This window comes from Kitasatospora sp. NPDC001095, from assembly GCF_053598615.1.
Genome location: NZ_JBSFKQ010000013.1, coordinates 1 through 20,375, shown reverse-complemented (window position 1 = coordinate 20,375; position 20,375 = coordinate 1). Strand labels below are relative to the sequence as shown.

The window sequence follows — 20,375 nt, the reverse complement described above, 5'->3', positions numbered from 1 at the left end:
CCAGCACTTTTACGCCCCGCCCCACTCCACCCATCCGCTCACCCACCGCCCCCGGGCGCCCGGCGGCCGCCCGCTGCAGCGGTTCCGTCCGACCAGCCGCCACCGTCGCTCAACCGGTGGCCTGTGCCGCGATCCGGGTCAGGACGCGGCCGCAGTGTCGGGCGAAGGCGCGCTGGGTGAGCGGCAGCAGCGGGCCTGCGAGGCGCGCGTACCAGGCGACGGGTCGGCTGAAGGCGGTGACGGAGAACCTGACCGCGCCGTCCGGGGCCAGTTCGACCAGGAAGGTCTCCTCGCCCCGGGCCAGGTGTCCGGCCCTGGTGCCGTAGGTGAAGCCGTACCGGTCCGGGCCGTCGACGGTGGCCAGGACGCGGTTGGGGGCACTGGCCCGCAGCGGGCCGAGGCCGAGGCCGCAGCGTACGGCGACGCCGGGGGCGGCCCGGTCGGCCGCCGCGTCGATCAGGACGCCCGCGAGCCGGTGCATCCGCCAGTCGAGCAGGGCGGCGCCGGCGGCTTCCAGGGCGGGGCGGCCGTGGCCGACGAGCGCGCTGTGCCGCAGGTGGTTGTAGCCGGCGGGCAGTTCGCCGGTACGGCTGGCGCCCTGTTCGGGGTAGCTGTAGTCGTTCATCGGGCGGTCTCCGTCGAGGCGGTCAATGGTCCGGCGGTGGTCCGTCGGGCGGCGATCCGGCGCCAGGCGAGCAGGGCGCAGAGCGCGAAGCCGAGTGCGTTGCCGACGCCGTGGGTGGCGGCCATCCAGGTCAGGGTGGGGTGGGGGAGTCCGGCGGCCCGGCCGAGTGCCCACCACAGGGCGAGCAGCATGGTGAGCGCGAGGACGGCCGAGGAGGCGGCGAGCAGCCGGGCGGTGACCGGATCGCCGCCGTGGGGCCGGAGCTCGCGCCAGGTGACCAGGCCGACCAGCCACATGCCGGTGGTCAGGACGGCGGCCCCGGCGAACTGCCACCAGTCGCCGAGGAAGTACCCGGCCAGCACCAGCAGGGTGCCCGCCGGGACGCTGAGCGCCGCGCAGCGGGCCGCGGCCGATCCCGGACGGGCGGCGCGGCAGACCAGTCCGGCGACCAGGGCGGCGGTGAACCCGGCGTAGTGGAAGTGCGGGACGGTGAGCGCCAGGATGTGCGGTTCGAAGCCGAACAACGGGTAGCCGGAGCGTTCGGCGAGCAGGGCGGTCCCGGCGACCGAGGGCGCGGCGAGCGCGGTGAGCACCGCGACCTCGGCGGGCGCGAGCGACCGGGTGCGGGCCAGCCGCAGCGGCGCGTGCAGGGCGATGGCCAGGGTGCCGAGCGCGTAGAGCGCGGCGAAGCCGGTGGCGAGGCCGCCGCGGGGCAGCCAGAGCGAGAGCGCGCCGGGTACCGCGGCGAGCGGCCACAGCCGGCGGACCCGGGCGAGGCCGGGCTCGTCGACCAGGGCGAGGCCGAGCGGGACGACGGCGCCCATGCCGAGCAGGATCAGCAGGTCGACCAGTTCCGTGGTGCCCTTCCCCATCGTGGGCACACCCCCTTGAACGCGTTCAAATAGCTTTCGCCACCGACTCTACGCGGCGGACTTGAACGCGTTCAACTCGCCCCTGAGGTGTCGCCCGACCGGCTGGCCTGGTGTTCACGATGGGTGCGGCGCACCCTGGAGGAGTAACCGATGGAGGTGATCCGCCATGAAGACTCTGGTCGGTTGGCACATCGAGATGGAGTTCCGCGAAGAGGGGCCGCGGACCAGCGCGGCCGCGATGCTGCGGCTCAGCGACGGGAGCGAACTGCGCGCCCACGGCTACAGCAGCCGCCACCCCTCCGATCCGGAACAGCTGAGAGTCGGGGAGGAGATCGCGGGGGCCCGCGCGCTCAACGAACTCGCCTCGCAACTGCTCACCAAGGCCCACAGCGAGATCCAGGAGGTCAGCCCGGTCCCGACCCACCCGCTGTCCTGACCTCTCCCGCGGCCTCCCGGCCGCTGTCGCGAACGCCCGCCGCCGTGAACGGCCCCGGAAGCGGTGGCCCCGGGCGCAACGGCCCCGGAAGCGCCGAGTGCCGGGGCCGCCTTCCCGGGGCCCCGGCACTCAACAGCGTTCGCCAGTCCGTCAGTTGACGCAGTAGGTGGCCGGCGGCTGCCACTCCGGACCGACCAGTCGCTGTTCCAGTTCGTTCAGCGTGATCCGGATGCCGACCGTCCCGGCCAATCCCACCCGGAGCCGGCTGCGGGCCAGCGCGATCAGCGCCGACAGGCCGTACTTGTTGATCAGCGAGGTGCGGTAGCGCGCGGTGTCGTCGGCATCGCAGAGCCGTGCCCGGGCCGGGACCCGGCGGCCGGTGGGACGCCCGTGGGCGTCGCAGGGGCCGATCAGCACCCGGGGGTGGCGGCGGATCCGTTCGGCCTCGCCGGAGTGGGCCGGCGTCCAGACCCCGAGGGCCGTGCCGTCCGGCACCACCCAGAGCTGCGAGTCCATCCGGCTTCCGTCCTCGCCGAAGGTGGTGAGCAGGAGGTACCTGCTGTCGGCGAGCCGGTCGGTTCGGTGGTGCACCTGTCCTCCCTGTGCCGTCGGGGGCGCGGGTCAGTGTCCGTGGCCCTCGCTGATCTCGCGGTACTCCTCGGCGGTGGGCTTGGGGATCCGGCCGCCCTCGCCGTAGAAGCCGCGGGAGAGCCGGGTCCGGGTGCGGGTGAGCACCCCCGCCGGGCGGGCCACTCCATTCTCGTCCACCGCGGCGGGCAGGACGAGGGGGCGGGGCTGTTCGTGCGCCGTGAGCCGGTGCAGTTCCCGCTGCGGGAGCGGGGCGTGCGCCTCGGTGAACTCGCCGTGCGGCAGGCGCTTGATGACGCCGGTCTCGCGCCCGTGGAGCACCTTGTCACGGTCCCGCCGCTGGAGGCCGAGGCACCAGCGCTTGGTGACGACGAAGACCACGACGGGGACGACGAAGAAGCCGACGCGGGCGGCGTACGTGATGGTGTTGAGCGACAGGTGCAGGTGGGTGGCAATGAGGTCGTTGCCGCCGGCCATCAGCGCCACCAGGTAGACGCTGATCCAGGCGGCGCCGAGGGCGGTGCGGACGGGTGCGTTGCGCGGCCGGTCGAGCAGGTGGTGTTCCCGGTCGTCGTCGGTCAGCCGGCTCTCCACGAAGGGGTACACCGCGATGGCGCCCAGGACGAGGGGGAACAGCGCGAACGGGATGAGCACCCCGAGATTGAGGGTGTGCCCCCACAGCCCGATCTCCCAGCCGGGCATGATCCGGATCAGTCCCTCGGCGAACCCCATGTACCAGTCCGGTTGGGCGTCGGTGGAGACCTGGTCCGGACGGTACGGGCCGTACGCCCAGATCGGGTTGACGGTCGCGATCGCCGACACCAGCGCGACGATGCCGAAGACCAGGAAGAAGAACCCGCCGGCCTTGGCCGTGTAGACCGGCATCAGCGGCATGCCGACGACGTTCTTCTCGGTCCTGCCGGGGCCCGCCCACTGGGTGTGCTTGTGATAGAAGACCAGGATCAGGTGTGCCACCAGCAGGCCGAGCATGATGCCCGGGATCAGCAGCACGTGGATGGTGAAGAACCGCGGCACGATGTCGTGGCCGGGGAACTCCCCGCCGAACAGGAACATCTGGACGTACGTGCCGACCAGTGGGACGGCGAGGATCGAGCCCTCGATGAACCGGATGCCGGTGCCGGAGAGCAGGTCGTCGGGCAGCGAGTAGCCGAAGAAGCCGTCCAGCATGCCGAGGAAGAGCAGCAGGAAGCCGAAGACCCAGTTGACCTCGCGCGGCTTGCGGAACGCGCCGGTGAAGAACACCCGCATCATGTGGACGAACATGGCGGCGACGAAGACGATCGCGGCCCAGTGGTGGATCTGCCGGATCAGCAGGCCGCCGCGCACCTCGAAGCTGATGTCCACCGTGGAGGCGTAGGCCTCCGACATCGGGACGCCCTTGAGTGGCACGTAGGAGCCGGCGTAGACCACCTCGCCCATGCTGGGCTTGAAGAACAGCGTCAGCCAGACGCCGGTCAGGATGATGATCAGGAAGGTGTAGAGGCAGATCTCGCCCAGCATGAAGGACCAGTGGTCCGGGAAGATCTTCCGCAGGTTCGCCCTGGCCAGGGAGTAGATCCCCAGCCGGCCGTCCGCCCAGTCGGCGGCCCGCTGCCCCCGCCCAGGGCTCTGATTCCGGGTCATGTGTACGCACCTCGGTCCGAAGGAAACGGGGAAAGGTCCCCGATTCGTACTGGGGGTCACCATAATCGGGGAGGGATCCCCACTTCTACCCGGGGTGCCCCCTTCCTCCCTCCGCTTCCTCTCCCCGCCCCGGCAACGGCGAGCTTTCTCCCCTCGGGAACGTCCTCCGGAAACGTCCTCCGGAAACGGCGAGCGGCCCGCCCGGTGTCGTGGAAGACACCCGGCGGGCCGCGTACGCACCCGAGTCGACCCCGGAGCCCGTCGTCAGGGACGGGCTCCCGGCGTCAGTGCACCAGCACCGGTACCTCGTTCTCCTTCGCCGAGCCCGCGCCCGCGCCCGAGCCCGCCGCGGCACCCGGCCGGCCGGCGTTGACGAAGGTGAAGGCGACGGCGGCGGCCGCCACCAGGATCCCGAAGGACACCCAGATCGCGGTGGAGAAGCCGTGCACCATGCCCTGGAACTGCAGCACCTTGGCGGCCTCCGGCGAGGCGACCGCGCCGGAGGCGTGCGAGGCCAGCCAGGTGGTGGTCGCGCTGGCCGCGATGGTGTTCAGCAGCGCGGTGCCGATGGCACCGCCGACCTGCTGCGAGGTGTTGACCATGGCCGAGGCCACACCCGCGTCGCGCGGCTGGACGCCGTGCGTGGCCAGGCTCATCGCCGGCATGAACGCGGTGCCCATGCCGAGGCCCATCAGGACCAGGCCGGGCAGGATCACCGCCGGGTAGGAGGTGTCCAGGCCGATGTGGGCCAGCAGGAACATGCCGACCGAGGCGACCAGGAAGCCGGGCGCCATCAGGTAGCGGGCCGGGACCCTGGTCATCAGCCGGGCGCCGATCTGGGTCGAGCCGGTGATCATGCCCGCCACCATCGGCAGGAAGGCCACGCCGGTCAGCACCGGGCTGTAACCGAGCACGATCTGCAGGTAGTAGGTCAGGAAGAGGAACAGGCCGAACATGCCGATCACGGCCATGCCCAGCGACAGGTACACCCCGCCGCGGTTGCGGTCGAGGACCACGCGCAGCGGCAGCAGCGGGGCCTTGACCCGGCGCTCCACCAGCACGAAGGCGGTCAGCAGCACGGCGGCCGCGACGAACAGGCCCACGGTGCTGCCGGCCGACCAGCCGTCGGACTCGGCGCGGGTGAAGGCGTAGACCAGCGAGACCAGGCCCGCGGTCACCAGCAGCACGCCGGGGACGTCCAGCTTGTTGCGGTTACGGCCCTCGGCGGGCTCGCGGATCACCAGCACGGCGCCCGCGGCGGCCACGATGGCGAACGGGATGTTGACGAAGAAGGTCCAGCGCCAGTTCATGTACTCGGTGAGCAGGCCGCCGAGGATCAGACCGATGGCGCCGCCGCCACCGGCGATCGCGCCGTAGATGCCGAAGGCCTTGGCACGCTCCCTGGCCTCGGTGAAGGTCACCGCGAGCAGCGACAGCGCGGCCGGCGCGAGCAGCGCGCCGAACACGCCCTGGAGCGCGCGGGCGCCGAGCAGCATCGCCGTGTTGGCCGCGGCGCCGCCGAGCGCGGAGGCCAGGGCGAAGCCGGTCAGGCCGACGATGAAGGTCCGCTTGCGGCCCCAGAGGTCCGCGATCCGGCCGCCGAACAGCAGCAGGCCGCCGAAGGCCAGCGCGTAGGCGGTGATCACCCACTGGCGGTTGCCGTCGGAGATGCCCAGGTCGTGCTGCGCGGACGGCAGGGCGATGTTCACGATGGTCGCGTCGAGGACGACCATCAGCTGGGCGAGGCCGATGAATATCAGCGTCTTCCAGCGCCGGGGATCGGGCAGCGTCGCCGGTCGGGCGTCGGTTTGAGGCATGGGGTACTCACTTCACGGTGCGGGCGCCGTACGGGAACGGCACGTTGCCGTACGGGAAGGGGTGCGGTGGGAGAGGGCGCCGGGGCGCGCGTCAGGGCGCGGCCGGGCGGTCGGTGCCGGCGGTCGGCACTGGTGGTCGGTACTGGTGGTCGGTCAGTTCTCGGGCTGGAAGTCCTCGAAGGTCGCGGCCCGGCCGGGCAGGACCGAGGCGGCCGGCGCGCGCAGGCCGTCCAGGAAGATCTGCAGGTGCCGGTGGACGAACTCGTCGTAGAGACGGCAGGAGGTGTTCGGCAGCGGGCGGGTCAGCTGGCTCAGCGCGATGAACAGGTCACCGTTCTCGACGTCCGGCCGCAGCTCGCCCGCCACCCGGGCGCGCTCCATCAGCCCGCCCACGGCGGCCTGCAGGCGCTTGCGGATGTCGGCCAGCTCCGGGTCGTACGGGTCGACGTGGTTGCTGAACAGGGCGCAGAGGCCGCCGACCTTCTCCTCGACGGACGCGTGCGCGAACCGCTGGAGGGCGTCGAACGGGCCGTCGCCGTCAGGGGCGTCCGCCTCCGCCATCGCCGTCTCGGCGAGGGCCAGGACGCGGTTCTTGACGAGCACCGCCACCTCGTGGATCAGCGCCACCCGGTCCGGGAAGTTCCGGTACAGCGTGGCGTTGCCGACCCCCGCCCGCTTCGCGATCTCGTCCAGTGCCGCATCGGCACCGTGCTCGACGAACGCGTCCCGGGCCGCCAGCACGATCCGCTCCCGGTTCCGGCTCGCGTCCGCACGCAACTTGGGCGTGCGCGCGCTCCCCGCGGGACGGGCCGACTCGGCGGTGGTGGTCACGACGACTGCTCCTGATCAAGGTACCGGGGAACTTCTCCCCGCTTCTGCCAACGTACTCCGAAACGGGGAATTCGTCCCCGGAATTTCCTCCGGTATTGTGACCTGCATCACGTTTGAACCGCGCCACCCTGCGCCGAGGCCGGGATTTCGATCTGCCTCCTGATCGACCGGGACTCCGCCGGGGTCATCGTCCACAGCGAGCCCGACGGCAGCGGGACCGTCCAGACCCTCCCGTTCGGCAGGACCGTCCGCCTCCCCGACCCCGTGGGCATCTCCCTGGAGACCGAAGCCCTGAAGAACCGGGTGCGCTGATCCCGGGCATGGCTTCCCCGGGGCGGTGCCGGTGGCGGCCTAGGCTGTGGGCGTCCCGGGCGGCCGGTGGGCCGTCGGAGCCGGGAGGGGCCCGGCGGTCGGGTGGGCGGAGGAGGTTCGCGATGGGCAGCGGTGAGAAGGTCGCCAGGGTGCGCTGTGTGGTGGCCGTGCCGTGCTGGGTGAGCCTGACGGCCCGGAGCCTGGAGGACGCCGAGGAGTTCTACGGGCCGTTGCTGGGCTGGGAGTTCGAGCCCGGGCCGGACCGCTTCGGGCCGTACGTGCACGCGGTGGTCGGCGGGGAGGCGGTGGCCGGGCTGGGAGTCGGCGGCGCCGGGGCGATCCCGCTCGCGTGGACCAGCTACTTCGGGACGGAGAGCGCCGACGCCGCCGCCGACGCGGTGCGTGAACGCGGCGCGACGCTGGCGGTCGGGCCGCTGGCCTTCGACGCCGGACGGGTGGCCTTCGCGGCGGACCCGGCGGGTGCGGTGTTCGGTATCTGGGAGGGCCCGCTGGGCCGGGCCCGGAAGCTGGACCTGTTCGGCGCGCCGGTCTGGATCGAGCTGCGCACCCCGGACCCGTTCGCGGCGGCGCTGTTCTACGGCGAGGTGTTCCGCTGGGACGGTCGCGACCCGGAGCGCTTCGACGTCCGCTGGGAGCACGACCGGGTGGTGCTGCGGGCCGAGGGCCACAGCGTCGCCGCGCTGGCCAAGGAGCAGGCGGGCGGCCCGGCCGGGATGCCGCCGCACTGGGAGGTGTCCTTCGCCGTCCCGGACACCGACCGGGCGCTGGCCCGGGCCGTGGAGCTGGGCGGAGGGGTGATCGGGCCGGCCTTCGACTCCCCGTACGGGCGGGTGGCCCGGCTGCGGGACCGCGAGGGCGCGCGGTTCGCGGTGATCGGCCCCAAGGACTGATCGGCCTCGAGGACCGACCGGGCCGGCGAACCGACCGGTTCGGAGAACCGGCCGGTCCGGAGCGCTCAGGGCGCGTCCAGCTCGGCCCGCTCCGCCCGCAGTCGGTCGCCCAGCGCGGTGCGGGCGGCGGCGGGCAGGGCCTTGCGGGCGGCGGGGAAGAGCCGCTTCTCCTCGCCGCGCAGGTGGCGCCGCAGGGTTTCGGCGAGGCCGCGCAGCAGGGTGTCGAAGGCCGGGTCGTCCGGTTCGAGGCCCTGGAGGTCGGCGAGGTACTGCCCGATCGCCAGGTGGTCGTGGATGCTGCGGAAGACCAGTTCCCCACCGTCGGGCACGTCGTGCTGCACCGCCGGGAAGAGGTGTTCCTCCTCGGCGGCGCAGTGGGTGAACAGCAGGTCGGTCAGCCGGGCCAGCAGCTCGCCGCGCCCGGGGTCGCCGGCCGGTGCGGCCTCGATCCGGTCGAGCAGCTCGATGACCGCCCGGTGGTCGGCGGTGAACTCGCCGAGGATGTCAGGCCTGCGGCTCATGGCTCGCCCGCCTCTCGCACGGAAGACTTCCCCCGCCGCCTTCCAGTATCCGGCGCCGGGCCGCCCGCCCGGAGGCGTCCCCGGTCACCCTCCGTCCCCGTCCCCATCCGGAGAGGTGCCCGCTCACCCGCCGGCACCCCGGTCACCCTCCGTCCCGCCGCCCGGTGAGGGCGAGCAGCCGGGTCTGCGGGCCGGCGTCCTCGGGCACCGGCAGCGGCGGGTCGAAGAGCCCGCTGCCGGAGAGGTCCCCGTATCCGGCGAACTCGCCGAGCGCGAACTCGACGAGCTCGTCCGGGAGCCGGGTGAGCCGCCCGATGCCCTCGGCGAGGTCCCAGGAGTGGATCACCAGGTCGGTGGTGAGCTGGTCCAGGTAGTACTGCCCCGAGGTGTCGCCGAAGGAGAGGTGGACGGTCAGCCCGGTGGCGCCCGGGACGGCCCAGGCCTCCTTGGCGGCCTCGGCGGCCTCGGTCCAGGAGGTGAGCGGGTCGTCGCCGAGCACGTCGCCGTCGAAGCGTCCGCCGACCTCGCCGATGGTGGCGCCCATCAGCAGCTCGGGCACCCAGAGCTGCTCGCAGGTGAGGTGGTTGACCAGGTCGCGGACGGACCAGTCGCTGCAGGGGGTGGGGGAGTCCCACTGGTCGGGGGCGGTCAGCCGGACGCGTTCGCCGAAGGCGTCCAGCGCCTCGGGGTAGGGGGTGCCGGTCCGGGCTCCCCGTCGGTGCTGCCTGTGCTGGGCCATGCCTCCACCCTCCCTGGCCCGGACGGGCGCCGCGAGTCGTCGACGGAACGTCAGTTGTTCAAATTCGAACTTCGGGGTACGGTCGAACGAGCGGCGGTTCAAATTTGAACAATGGCGCCGGGTGACGACCCCGCCTGCCGCACCACCACACTCCGTAGCCGCGTCCGGCCTGCCGGACGACGACCGCACCCCGATCGACACCGATGGAGACGCGCATGCCGAGCAGCAGCCCGAGCACGACCGCCGCCACCACTGCCGTCAGCCCGGCCCGGGACACCGCAGGGCCCGCGACGACCTCCCCGCACGCCTATGACGCCGGACTCCTGCTCCTGCGCCTCGCCCTCGGCCTGACCATGGCCGCGCACGGCAGCCAGAAGCTGTTCGGCTGGTTCGGCGGCGGTGGCCTCGACGGCACCGGTCAGTTCTTCACCATGAGCGGCTACCCGGCCGGCCACGCCATGGCCGTGGTGGCCGGCCTCACCGAGACGCTGGGCGGACTCGCCCTCGCCGTCGGCCTGTTGACCCCGCTGGCCGGTGCCGCGATCGTCGGCACGATGGTCAACGCACTGGCCGTCACCTGGGGCGGCGGCTTCTTCGCCCCGAAGGGCAGCGAGTACGAGCTGCTGCTGACGGCCACCGCGGCCGCGCTCGCCCTGACCGGCCCCGGCCGCTACGCGGTGGACCGCTTCCTTCCGGTGCTGCGGGCGCACCGCCTGGTGTACGGCGCGGCCGCCGTCGTGGTCGGCCTGGTGACGGCGGGCGTGATCCTGCTGCTGCGCAAGTAGCCGATCGTTCTCCTTGCGGAAAGGGCATGGCGACGAACCGTCGCCATGCCCTTTCCGTCATTTCGGATGAGTAGACCGCGGGTAAAGGCCTTCACAATGTTGTGTGATGTGTGCAATGGTACATGTCACATCCCCACTTCCTTGACGGAACCGCCCCACGCGGTGCCGCCGAGGACGGTCCTCGCTCCACCGCAGGCCGCGCCCCATCGCGGCCGTCGACGGCCCGGAGGCCCCCACGTGAATGGCCAACGCTTACTGCGAGTCCCGCAGTTCGCAAGACTGTTGACGTTCGTCCTGTCCCTGTTCCTGGCGATCGGCCTGTTCGCCCCGCAGTCCCAGGCCGCGCCCACCAGCCCCGCTCCCGGCGGGGCGACCCCCACCGGCGTGCCCGCCGGCACGGCGCCCGCCCACCTGGCGCCGCCGCCCGCGATCGGCGACAGCCGTACCGACACCGACCCGGCCAAGCCGGACGGCCGCAAGCGGCTCAGCCCGGAGGACCTGGTACCCCAGTCGCCGACGGCTCCGCTCACCGGCCTGCCCACGGCCGAGCAGCCGCAGGCCAAGGCCCTCGGCCTCGGTGCGGCGGCCGAAACTCCCTGCAACGTCGGCGACTTCACCGGCAGGACCGGCAGCGCGCTGATCCAGCAGATCAAGTCCGTCGACCTCCAGTGCGTCAACTCGCTGTTCAAGATCGGCCGCGGCGACGCCGCCAACGCCTTCCGTGAGTCGCAGATGACCACCGTGGCGAACGCGGTGCGCGACGCCGCGAACAGCTACCAGGGCGACAACAGCGCGTCGATCTCGCAGCTGATGCTCTACCTGCAGGCCGGCTACTACGTGCACTTCTACAACCCCGACGTGGTGGGCCCCTACGGCAACGGCCTGAAGGACGCCTCCCGCGCCGCGCTGGACGCCTTCTTCGCCAGCCCCCGTACGCGGGACATCACGGCGGACAACGCCGGCCCGCTGGCCCGGGCGGTCACGCTGATCGACGCCATCAAGGACAGCGCCCGCTACCTGCCGGTCGCCAAGCGCCTGCTGACCGACTACGACAGCGCCACCTGGAACCCGACCGGCATGGTCAACGCGGTGACCCCGGTGCTCACCCAGCTCTTCGCCGGGCACTGGCAGGCCGACTTCCTGCCGGCCGTCAAGGCCGACCCGACCGTGCTGGACGCCCTGTACACCTTCATCTCCCGCAACCAGGGCCTGCACGGCGGCGCCTACGGCCGGACGGTCTACGAGGCGACCAACGAGCTCACCCGCTTCATGCAGTACCCGGAGCTGCTGCCCAGGCTGCGCCCGTACGCGCGGACCCTGGCCCAGCAGTCCGCCCCGAGCGGCCCCACCATGTACCAGCGCGGCTCGGTGGCGCTCGCCGTGAACTGGTGGGACAAGGCCAACTGCTCGTACTACGGCACCTGTGAGGACCCGGCGAAGTTCAAGGCCGCCAACCTGACGGTGAAGCACACCTGCAGCCCGAGCATCAACATCCTGGCCCAGGCACTGGACGCGACCCAGCTGGCCGCCGCCTGCGCCAGCCTGAACGGCCAGGACGCGTTCTTCCACGCGGTGGCCAAGGACAGCGGCCCGGTCAAGGACGACAACAACGGCACGATCGAGGTCGTGGTCTTCCACTCCTCGCTCGACTACCAGGTGCTCGCCGCGGTCATCTACGACATCAACACCAACAACGGCGGGATGTACCTGGAGGGCGACCCGGCGACGGTCGGCAACCAGCCGCGCTTCCTGTGCTACGAGGCAGAGTGGGCCCGCCCGTCCTTCGAGATCTGGAACCTCAACCACGAGTACACCCACTACCTCGACGGCCGGTTCAACGTGTACGGCGACTACGACGCCGGCCAGGTCCAGCCGATCGACTGGTGGGTGGAGGGCTTCGCGGAGTTCGTCTCCTACTCCTACCGCAAGGTCGTCAACGACGGCGCCATCGCGGTGGCCCCGCGGCACACGTACAAGCTGAGCGAGCTGTTCGACACCGTCTACGCCAAGAGCGACCAGGACCGGGTCTACCGCTGGGGCTACCTGGCCGTGCGCTACATGCTGGAGCAGCACCGCTCCGACATGGACGCGGTGCTCGCCAAGTACCGGGCGGGGGATTGGGACGGTGCCCGCACCACCCTGAAGACCACCATCGGCACCCGCTACGACGCCGACTTCGACAGCTGGCTCACCAAGTGCGCCGCCGGCGCCTGCGCCACCGGCACCCCGGGCCAGCCGCAGCTGCCGGAGTGCGCGGACGGTGACGTGCGGAAGCTGGACGCCAACTGCGTGCGCACCAACGTCGCGGCGACCACCGGCAACTACGCGCACTTCTACCTGCTGGTCCCCGCCGGCACCAAGCAGGTGAAGATCACCAGCAAGGGCGGCACCGGCAACGGCGACCTCTACTACAACCCGGGCAGCTGGGCGTACACCAACTCCTACGTCACCCGCTCGGCCGGCCCGGACAACTCCGAGACGCTGACCGTCGACAACCCGCAGGCCGGCTACGTCTTCTTCAGCCTCTACGCCCAGCAGGGCTTCAGCGGGGTGAGCGTCACGAGCGAACTCTGAGCCGAACCGGCAACTGGACAGGTGACCGCCCCGGGTGGAGCGCTACGGCGCCCGGCCGGGGCGGCCCGTTTGACGGACCGTCATCACCGGTCCTTCCTGAATTTCCCGCAAACCGTGCACAACGCCCCGGGTTCCCAAGGCCATGTGAGATGTGCCATGGTACATGTCACATCCCCCACCGCGCCCGACGGAGCCGCCCCCACGCGGCACCGTCGCCAACGGTCCTCGACCACCCCATCGACCGCGCCCCAACTCGCGGTCGACGACGGCCCGGAGGCCCCCACGTGAGTCCTTCACGGCTGCTGCGAATCCCGCAGCCGGCACGACTGATGACGCTCCTGCTGTCCCTGTTCATGGCGATCGGCCTGTTCGCCCCGCAGTCCCAGGCCGCCCCCGCCGCCCCCGTCCCGAGCGGAAAGCCCGCGCCCGTCCCCGCCGGGCCGGCCCCGCAGCCCGCCACCGGATCCGCCGAACGAGCCGACAGCGGGCAGCAGTTGGCCTCGGTCGACCAGCGCGCCCCGCTCCCGGTCGACACCCGCCCGGCCGAGGTCCGGCCGGCCGCCAAGGCCCTCAGCCTCGGTGCGGCGGCCCAACAGGCCTGTACCATCGGCGACTTCACCGGCCGGACCGGCAGTGACCTGGTCCAGCACATCAAGGCCGCCGACATCCAGTGCATCAACAGCCTCTTCCAGCTCACCGGCGGCGACGCGCGCGGCGCGTTCCGCGAGGAGCAGATGAGCACGGTGGCCTACGCGCTGCGCGACGCGGCGGCCGCCTACCCCGGCGACAACAGCACTTCCGTCGAGCAGCTGGTGCTCTACCTGCGCGCCGGCTACTTCGTGCAGTGGTACCACAAGCAGGACGTCGGCGAGTACGGCGCCGGTCTCAAGACCGCGATCCAGTCCGGGCTGGACGCCTTCTTCAACAGCGCGCACTCGCGCGACGTCGTGGCGGGCAACGCGCCCATCCTGGGCGAGGCCGTCACCCTGATCGACAGCGCGCAGGAGAACATCCGCTACCTGCCGGTCGTCAAGCGGCTGCTGGGCGACTACAAGGCCGACACCTGGAACCCGGCCGGCATGGCGTGGGCCGTCAACCCGGTGTTCACCGTGCTCTTCCGCGGCCACCAGGTGCCCGGCTTCGACGCGGCCGTGGAGGCGGACCCGAGCGTGCTCGACACGCTCTCCGACTTCGCGACCCGCAACAACGCCCTGCTCGGCGACACCTACGGCGTGCTGGTCTACAACGCGACCAAGGAGCTGACCCGCTTCCTGAAGGACACGGCCCTCCAGGCCAAGGTCCGCCCGCTCGCCAAGGGGCTGGTCGCCGCGTCGGAGCCCAGGGGCCGCACCGTGTACCAGTGGGCCGCGGTCGCCGAGGCCGTCGACTACTACGACAGCGGCAACTGCTCGTACTACGGCACCTGCAACAAGGCCGACCAGCTCAAGGCCGGCGTGCTCACCGTGACGTCCACCTGCAGCCCGAGCATCAAGCTGATCGCCCAGGCGCTGGACGCCACCCAGCTGGCCACCGCCTGCACCAGCCTGACCGGCCAGGACGCGTTCTTCCACGCGGTGGCCAAGGACAGCGGCCCGGTCAAGGACGACAACAACGGCACGATCGAGGTCGTGGTCTTCCACTCCTCGCTCGACTACCAGGTGCTCGCCGCCGCGATCTACGGCATCGACACCAACAACGGCGGCATGTACCTCGAGGGTGACCCGGCCAAGGCCGGCAACCAGCCGCGCTTCCTGTGCTACGAGGCCGAGTGGGCCCGCCCGTCCTTCGAGATCTGGAACCTCAACCACGAGTACACCCACTACCTCGACGGCCGGTTCGACATGTACGGCGACTTCAACGCCGGCATGACCACCCCGACCATCTGGTGGGTGGAGGGCTTCGCCGAGTACGTCTCCTACTCCTACCGCAAGGTCACCAATGACGGCGCCATCGCGGCGGCCGGCCGGCACACGTACAAGCTGAGCGACCTCTTCGACACCGCCTACGGCGACCAGGACCGGGTCTACCGCTGGGGCTACCTGGCCGTGCGCTACATGCTGGAGCAGCACCGCTCCGACGTGGACGCGGTGCTCGCCAAGTACCGCGCCGGTGACTGGGACGGTGCCCGCACCATCCTGAAGACCACCATCGGCACCCGCTACGACGCCGACTTCGACAGCTGGCTCACCAAGTGCGCCGCCGGCGCCTGCGCCACCGGCACCCCGGGCCAGCCGCAGCTGCCGGAGTGCACCGGCGCCGACACCCGGCAGCTGGCGGCCAACTGCACCCGCAGCAACGTCGCGGCGACCACCGGCAACTACGCGCACTTCTACCTGCTGGTGCCCGCCGGCACCAAGCAGGTGAAGATCACCACCAGCGGGGGCACCGGCAACGGCGACCTCTACTACAACCCGGCCGGCTGGGCCTACACCGACGCGAACACCGCGCGGTCGACCAACCCGGACAACTCCGAGACGCTGACCGTCACGGACCCGCCGGCCGGCTACGTCTACTTCGGCCTCTACGCCCAGCAGGGCTTCAGCGGGGTGAGCGTCACGAGCGAATTCTGAGCCGGCAACGGCAACTGGACAGGTGACCGCCCCGGGCGGAGCGCTACGGCGCCCCGCCCGGGGCGGGTCCGTGTCCCGACCCGGTGGCTACGCACCGACCCGCACCAGCGCCAGAGTGATGTTGTCCGGCCCGCCGGCCTCGATGGCCGCCTTCCACAGCTCGAACGCCGCCTTGCCGTCCGAGCGGTCCGCCCCCTCGGAGGACCGCGCCAGCAGCGCGGCCAGCTCCTCGTCGGGCACCGGGTCGGTCAGGCCGTCGCTGCACACCAGGTACCGGTCCCCGGCGGCCAGCGGCGCGGCCCGGACGTGCGGTTCGACGTAGGTGAGGCCGAGCGAGCCGCCCAGCGTCTGGGTGACCGCCGAGGTGGTGCGCCGTCCGGGCGGCAGCGGGGGGCTGTCGTCCACGCTCACCCGGTGCAGCCCCTCCCCGGAGATCCGGTAGACCCGGCTGTCGCCGACGTTGAAGGCCAGCGCCTGCCCGGGCAGCAGCACCAGCCCGGCGACGGTGGTGCCCATCGCGGCGAGCCCCGGCTCCTCGGCGGCGGCCGCGTAGACGGCCCGGTTGCAGGCCTGGAGCTCCTCGCGGACGGCCTCCTCGTCGTCCAGCGCGCCCCCGTCGGCGGCGAGCCGGCGGGCGACCAGGGCGCTGGCCACCTCGCCGCCCGGGTGCCCGCCCAGGCCGTCGGCGACGGCGACCACACAGGGCGGGCCGAGCGGGAAGAGCAGGGTCTGCGGGTTGGTGGTCACGGTGGCGCAGAGCGTCCACGGCCCGACCGTGAGGCTGTCCTCGTTGTGCTCCCGCACCAGGCCCTCGTGGCTCAGCGCGCTCACCGCGATGTACGGACCCATCGTCCGCCGCCCTTCCGGAGGGATCCCCGTCTTCCATTGTCGGCGGGAGTCGGCGGGAATAGCCGCGCACCCTCCGGTGCTAAGGTGGTTGAAAGTTTTACTACCTGGGATGTGGTGATCAGCATGCAGTTCGGAATCTTCTCCGTCGGCGACGTGACGACCGACCCCACCACCGGCCGCACCCCGACGGAGCACGAGCGGATCAAGGCGATGGTGGCCATCGCCCGCAAGGCCGAGGAGGTCGGCCTGGACGTCTTCGCGACCGGCGAGCACCACAACCCGCCGTTCGTCCCGTCCTCCCCGACCACCATGCTCGGCTACATCGCCGCGCAGACCGACCGCATCATCCTCTCCACCTCGACCACGCTGATCACCACCAACGACCCGGTGAAGATCGCCGAGGACTTCGCGATGCTCCAGCACCTGGCCGAGGGCAGGGTGGACGTCATGATGGGCCGCGGCAACACCGGCCCGGTCTACCCGTGGTTCGGCCAGGACATCCGCCAGGGCATCCCGCTCGCGATCGAGAACTACGCGCTGCTGCACCAGCTGTGGCGCGAGGACGTGGTGGACTGGCAGGGCCGCTTCCGCAGCCCGCTGCAGGGCTTCACCTCCACCCCGCGCCCGCTGGACGGCGTCGCGCCGTTCGTCTGGCACGGCTCGATCCGCAGCCCCGAGATCGCCGAGCAGGCCGCCTACTACGGTGACGGCTTCTTCGCGAACAACATCTTCTGGCCCAAGGAGCACTTCCAGAAGCTGATCAACCTCTACCGCGAGCGCTACGCCCACTACGGTCACGGCACGCCCGAGCAGGCGGTCGTCGGCCTCGGCGGGCAGGTGTTCATGCGGAAGAACTCCCAGGACGCGGTGCGCGAGTTCCGTCCGTACTTCGACAACGCGCCGGTGTACGGCCACGGGCCCTCGCTGGAGGAGTTCACCGAGCAGACCCCGCTGACCGTGGGCAGCCCCCAGGAGGTCATCGAGAAGACCCTGACCTTCCGCGAGACCTTCGGCGACTACCAGCGCCAGCTGTTCCTGATGGACCACGCCGGCCTGCCGCTGAAGACCGTGCTCGAGCAGCTGGACCTGCTCGGCGAGGAGGTCGTGCCGGTGCTGCGGGAGGAGTTCGCCAAGGGCCGCCCGGCCGGGGTGCCGGACGGGCCGACCCACGCCGCGCTGGTCGCGGCCCGGGACGCGCAGGAGAACGAGAAGACGGAGGTGGCCAAGTGACCGCGTTCAAGCTGGTGGTGGTGAGTGCCGGACTGAGCAAGCCGTCCTCGACGCGGCTGCTGGCCGACCGGCTCACCGACTCGACCGTGCGCCGACTCGCCCAGGAGGGGCGCGAGGTGGACGTCACCGTGGTCGAACTGCGGGACCTGGCGGTGGAGATCGCCAACAACTTCGTCACCGGCTTCCCCGGCGCCGGGCTGCGCGCGGCGATCGAGGCGGTGACGGAGTCGGACGCCCTGATCGCGGTGACGCCGATCTTCACCGCTTCGTACAGCGGCCTGTTCAAGTCCTTCTTCGACGTGATCGACAACGACGCGCTCACCGGCAAGCCGGTGCTGATCGCCGCCACCGGTGGCACGCCCCGGCACTCGCTCGCCCTGGAGCACGCCGTCCGCCCGCTGTTCAGCTACCTGCGCGCGGTGGTGCTGCCGACCTCCGTCTACGCGGCCACCGACGACTGGGGCGCGGCGGGGGACGGGCTCACCGACGGCCTGCCGCGGCGGATCGACCGGGCGGCCGGCGAGCTGGCGGCCCTGCTGGCCGGGCGCGGCCCGGCGGCGCCGGACCTGCCCGAGCAGGTGGTGCCGTTCGCCGAGCAGCTGGCGGCGCTGCGGGTGTGAACCCGGGCCGGAGGGTCGAACGAGGGGCGATCGAGGCCGAAGGAGGGGCGGGCGTGCGAGGAGGAAACGCGCCCGCCCCTCGGCGTACCCGCCCCTCGGCGTACCCGCCCCTCGGCGCGCCCGTTCGGGCAGCGCGGCACGCCCGCGCGGGAAGCACCCTCCCGGGCCGCAGACCGCGCCGAAATGTCCGCTCCGGGGTGTAATCGTACGGACGATCAGGCCCGGAGACCGGAGTCCGTCCATGCTGCTCGCACCACCCCCGCCCACCCCGCAGTCCGTGCTCTCCCCGCTGACCGACGCGGCCGTCTTCCTGGTCCTCACCGTCCCGCCCGGCGGTGAGCAGGCCGTCCGCGAGCTGCTGCCCGACCTCGCCGGTCTGCGCCGTTCGGTCGGCTTCCGGGTGCCCGAGGGCGGCCTCACCTGCGTCACCGGCATCGGCTCCGAGCTCTGGGACCGCCTCTTCGCCGGCCCCCGCCCGGCCTGCCTGCACCCCTTCCAGGAGGTGGCCGGCCCCCGCCACCGCGCCCCGGCCACCCCCGGCGACCTGCTGCTGCACCTGCGGGCCGCCCGGATGGATCTCTGCTTCGAACTGGCCGGGCAGCTCGTCGACCGGCTCGCCGGGGCGGCCGCCGTGGCCGACTCCGTCCAGGGCTTCCGCTACTTCGACGACCGGGACCTGCTCGGCTTCGTGGACGGCACCGAGAATCCGGAGGGCGGGGCCGCGGTGAGCGCCGCGCTGGTCGGCGAGGAGGACCGCGACTTCGCCGGCGGCAGCTACGTCATGGTCCAGAAGTACCTGCACGACCTGGACAAGTGGAACGCGCTGAGCGTCGAGGAGCAGGAGGGCGCGGTCGGCCGCACCAAGCTCACCGACATCGAGCTGGCCGACGACGTCAAGCCCGCCGACTCACACGTGGCGCTCACCGTGATCACCGGCCCGGACGGCGAGGAACGGAAGATCGTCCGCTTCAACATGGCCTTCGGGTCGTTCGACCGGGGCGGCGAGTTCGGCACCTACTTCATCGGTTACGCGGCCGACCCCGGTGTGACCGAGGAGATGCTGCGCAACATGTTCGTCGGCAACCCGCCCGGCACCACCGACCGGCTGCTCGACTTCTCCACGGCCGTCACCGGCGGGCTGTTCTTCGTCCCGACCGCCGACTTCCTTGACTCCCCGCCGCCGGCGCCGCCGGCCGAGCCTGCCGGCGCTCCGGCCCCCGACGCTCCGGCCCCCGCCCCCTCGTCGGGGGACGGCTCGCTCGGCATCGGCAGCCTCAAGCAGACCACCCGAACAGGACCGCGCCCATGAACAACCTCCACCGGGACCTCGCCCCGATCTCCGCCGCCGCGTGGGAGGAGATCGAGGAGGAGGCCCGCCAGACCTTCAAGCTCCACATCGCCGGCCGCCGGGTGGTCGACCTCAGCGGCCCCGACGGCGCCACCCTCGCCGCCGTCGGCACCGGCCACCTGACCGCCGTCGACCCCCCGACGGAGGGCATCGAGGCCCGCGCCCGCGCCGTCCAGCCGGTGGTCGAGCTGCGCGTCCCCTTCACCGTCCGCCGCGACGCCGTGGACGACGTCGAACGCGGCTCCCGGGACTCCGACTGGCAGCCGGTCAAGGACGCGGCGCGCAAGCTCGCCCTGGCCGAGGACCGAGCCGTCTTCGAGGGCTACCGAGCCGCCGGCATCGACGGCATCCGTGCCGCCTCCACCAACCCGCCGGTCCAACTCCCCGACGACGTCCGCGAATACCCGGAGGCCGTCAGCCGCGCCCTGACCGCCCTGCGCCTCGCCGGGGTCGGCGGCCCCTACTCGCTCCTGCTCGGCGCGGCCGCCTTCACCGCCGTCAACGAGACCAGCGACCACGGCTACCCGGTCCACAACCACATCGCCCGCCTCCTGGACGGCGACATCATCTGGGCCCCGGCCATCGAGGGCGCCTACCTGCTCTCCGCCCGCGGCGGGGACTTCGAACTCTTCCTCGGCCAGGACGCCTCGGTGGGCTACCTCTCCCACGACGCCGAGACGATCGGCCTCTACCTCCAGGAATCGATGACGTTCCGCGTCCACACCGGAGAGGCCGCCGTCGTCCTGCGAGGCTAGCCGGGGCCGTGCCGCCGGCCGCCCCCGGGAGGCCCCGGAAGGGTACTGAGTTCCTTTACGAGGGGTACTGAGTGCCGTATCCTCTTCGTGGAGCCTCTGACGCCAGTCGACGGGAGTCGACCCGGTCTGCCGGTCCAGGTGGCGCTTGCGGTGCGCGGGTCGCGCCCGGGCCGGCTTGGCACTCAGTACCCTCGGCATGCCTGAGGCCATTGGATCCAGTGCATCCGTGCACCCGTGACAGGAGAACCGCTCATGAGCTTGAGGATCGTTGTCTGTGTGAAGTACGTGCCGGACGCGACGGGTGACCGTCGTTTCGCGGACGACCACACCACGGACCGGGAGGGTGTG

At 71.9% G+C, this 20,375-nt stretch carries 18 protein-coding genes and 1 pseudogene; 10 read left to right on the top strand and 9 right to left on the bottom strand.

Going from position 1 to position 20,375, the window contains the following annotated elements:
• Positions 1-109 precede the first annotated feature (109 nt).
• Together ACWDBB_RS14430 and ACWDBB_RS14425 are read right to left on the bottom strand one after the other, a co-directional pair.
• A complete protein-coding gene (locus tag ACWDBB_RS14430) occupies positions 110-625 on the bottom strand; it encodes a DUF1990 family protein (RefSeq protein ID WP_449789874.1) in 516 nt (171 codons plus the stop codon).
• Positions 622-1,497, bottom strand: coding sequence for a YndJ family protein (locus tag ACWDBB_RS14425; protein ID WP_449789988.1), 876 nt, complete (start codon positions 1,495-1,497; stop codon positions 622-624). The genes ACWDBB_RS14430 and ACWDBB_RS14425 overlap by 4 nt, the downstream gene beginning before the upstream one ends.
• A gap of 166 nt (positions 1,498-1,663) precedes the next feature.
• Here ACWDBB_RS14425 and ACWDBB_RS14420 point away from each other — a divergent pair, with 166 nt between their 5' ends.
• A complete protein-coding gene (locus tag ACWDBB_RS14420; protein ID WP_449789873.1) occupies positions 1,664-1,933 on the top strand; it encodes a DUF1876 domain-containing protein in 270 nt (89 codons plus the stop codon).
• Between the two features lie 150 nt (positions 1,934-2,083).
• Here ACWDBB_RS14420 and ACWDBB_RS14415 read toward each other — a convergent pair whose 3' ends face one another.
• From ACWDBB_RS14415 to ACWDBB_RS14400, 4 genes are all read right to left on the bottom strand, one after another.
• Positions 2,084-2,524, bottom strand: a complete 441-nt coding sequence (locus ACWDBB_RS14415; RefSeq protein WP_402413604.1) for a PPOX class F420-dependent oxidoreductase — start codon at positions 2,522-2,524, stop codon at positions 2,084-2,086.
• A gap of 30 nt (positions 2,525-2,554) precedes the next feature.
• Positions 2,555-4,228, bottom strand: a complete 1,674-nt coding sequence (gene qcrB, locus ACWDBB_RS14410) for a cytochrome bc1 complex cytochrome b subunit (protein WP_449789872.1) — start codon at positions 4,226-4,228, stop codon at positions 2,555-2,557.
• Positions 4,229-4,449: 221 nt separating this feature from the next.
• Entirely contained in the window at positions 4,450-5,982 is a 1,533-nt protein-coding gene (locus tag ACWDBB_RS14405) for an MFS transporter (protein ID WP_449789871.1), read from the bottom strand.
• 153 nt (positions 5,983-6,135) lie between these two features.
• Entirely contained in the window at positions 6,136-6,813 is a 678-nt protein-coding gene (locus ACWDBB_RS14400; RefSeq protein ID WP_449789870.1) for a TetR/AcrR family transcriptional regulator, read from the bottom strand.
• Positions 6,814-7,247: 434 nt separating this feature from the next.
• Between ACWDBB_RS14400 and ACWDBB_RS14395 the strand changes: the two genes are divergently transcribed.
• Positions 7,248-8,036, top strand: a complete 789-nt coding sequence (locus ACWDBB_RS14395; RefSeq protein ID WP_449789869.1) for a VOC family protein — start codon at positions 7,248-7,250, stop codon at positions 8,034-8,036.
• 65 nt (positions 8,037-8,101) lie between these two features.
• Here ACWDBB_RS14395 and ACWDBB_RS14390 read toward each other — a convergent pair whose 3' ends face one another.
• Both ACWDBB_RS14390 and ACWDBB_RS14385 read right to left on the bottom strand, forming a co-directional pair.
• Positions 8,102-8,557, bottom strand: coding sequence for a hemerythrin domain-containing protein (locus ACWDBB_RS14390; protein ID WP_449789868.1), 456 nt, complete (start codon positions 8,555-8,557; stop codon positions 8,102-8,104).
• Positions 8,558-8,699: 142 nt separating this feature from the next.
• Positions 8,700-9,296: a TIGR03086 family metal-binding protein gene (locus ACWDBB_RS14385; protein WP_449789867.1), complete on the bottom strand. Its 597-nt coding sequence runs from the start codon at positions 9,294-9,296 to the stop codon at positions 8,700-8,702.
• 215 nt (positions 9,297-9,511) lie between these two features.
• Between ACWDBB_RS14385 and ACWDBB_RS14380 the strand changes: the two genes are divergently transcribed.
• The 3 genes from ACWDBB_RS14380 (at position 9,512) to ACWDBB_RS14370 (ending at position 15,225) form a co-directional block, all read left to right on the top strand.
• Complete coding sequence (locus ACWDBB_RS14380) at positions 9,512-10,081, top strand: DoxX family protein (RefSeq protein ID WP_449789866.1); 570 nt, start codon at positions 9,512-9,514, stop codon at positions 10,079-10,081.
• Positions 10,082-10,363: 282 nt separating this feature from the next.
• A complete protein-coding gene (locus ACWDBB_RS14375; protein ID WP_449789865.1) occupies positions 10,364-12,655 on the top strand; it encodes a M9 family metallopeptidase in 2,292 nt (763 codons plus the stop codon).
• 329 nt (positions 12,656-12,984) lie between these two features.
• Positions 12,985-15,225, top strand: a complete 2,241-nt coding sequence (locus tag ACWDBB_RS14370; RefSeq protein ID WP_449789864.1) for a M9 family metallopeptidase — start codon at positions 12,985-12,987, stop codon at positions 15,223-15,225.
• Between the two features lie 87 nt (positions 15,226-15,312).
• On the opposite strand, the gene ACWDBB_RS14365 is transcribed toward ACWDBB_RS14370, so the two are convergent.
• A complete protein-coding gene (locus tag ACWDBB_RS14365; protein WP_449789863.1) occupies positions 15,313-16,074 on the bottom strand; it encodes a PP2C family protein-serine/threonine phosphatase in 762 nt (253 codons plus the stop codon).
• Positions 16,075-16,197: 123 nt separating this feature from the next.
• Between ACWDBB_RS14365 and ACWDBB_RS14360 the strand changes: the two genes are divergently transcribed.
• The 5 genes and pseudogenes from ACWDBB_RS14360 to ACWDBB_RS14340 all read left to right on the top strand — a co-directional run.
• Positions 16,198-17,304, top strand: a complete 1,107-nt coding sequence (locus ACWDBB_RS14360; RefSeq protein WP_449789862.1) for an LLM class flavin-dependent oxidoreductase — start codon at positions 16,198-16,200, stop codon at positions 17,302-17,304.
• Positions 17,301-17,924: an FMN reductase gene (locus ACWDBB_RS14355; protein WP_392920120.1), complete on the top strand. Its 624-nt coding sequence runs from the start codon at positions 17,301-17,303 to the stop codon at positions 17,922-17,924. The genes ACWDBB_RS14360 and ACWDBB_RS14355 overlap by 4 nt, the downstream gene beginning before the upstream one ends.
• Positions 17,925-18,165: 241 nt before the next feature.
• Positions 18,166-19,233, top strand: a complete 1,068-nt coding sequence (locus ACWDBB_RS14350; RefSeq protein WP_449789861.1) for a Dyp-type peroxidase — start codon at positions 18,166-18,168, stop codon at positions 19,231-19,233.
• On the top strand, positions 19,230-20,027 hold the full coding sequence (locus ACWDBB_RS14345; protein WP_449789860.1) for a family 1 encapsulin nanocompartment shell protein: 798 nt from the start codon (positions 19,230-19,232) through the stop codon (positions 20,025-20,027). The genes ACWDBB_RS14350 and ACWDBB_RS14345 overlap by 4 nt, the downstream gene beginning before the upstream one ends.
• A gap of 252 nt (positions 20,028-20,279) precedes the next feature.
• Positions 20,280-20,375, top strand: a pseudogene (locus ACWDBB_RS14340) (electron transfer flavoprotein subunit beta); the annotation flags it as partial.